Here is a 462-nt window from a genome sequence, read left to right as displayed (position 1 = left end):
CATGCAGGGCGCCGGAGCGGGCACTGCCGGTATTGGCGACCGAGTGGATGGTGTTGGCAGACATGTGCACCAGCGCGGGCGCTGAAAAATCCTGCCGCTCCGGCTCGTCGACCCTCTCGCCGGCGAGTGGGTAGATGAAATTGGTCTCGCCGCCCCAATAGATGCCGATCAGGGCGTCCATCAGATGGTTATGCGGCGGATACTGCACCCCGGGCGAAAGCGTGATGTGGTAGATCGTCAGCTCCGGGCTGGCATGCAGCAAGAGCTCGTCGTCATCCTCCTCGTGAACCAGTCCGCCGAGCGCATGGAAGCGGTTGGTATAATCCCTCAAGACGGCCTTGACCGCATCGAAGGGATTGGCGCCAGCCGCCGCGTTGACGATATCCTTGATGGCGGGGTAGAGAGGGGAGTCGGCGGATAGAGGCATGCCACAGCTCCTGACTGAGATGCTCAGGGAGCATA

General features: G+C 62.1%; 1 protein-coding gene. It reads right to left on the bottom strand.

Annotated features, from left to right (window positions below; translation table 11 throughout):
* Positions 1–427 (bottom strand): autotransporter (locus ACWTU8_RS32590; RefSeq protein ID WP_455851347.1); only part of this gene is annotated, 427 nt, incomplete at its 3' end.
* Positions 428–462: the final 35 nt, after the last annotated feature.

The organism is Mesorhizobium sp. BHbdii, from assembly GCF_053848045.1.
This window is presented reverse-complemented; position numbering and strand designations above follow the sequence as displayed.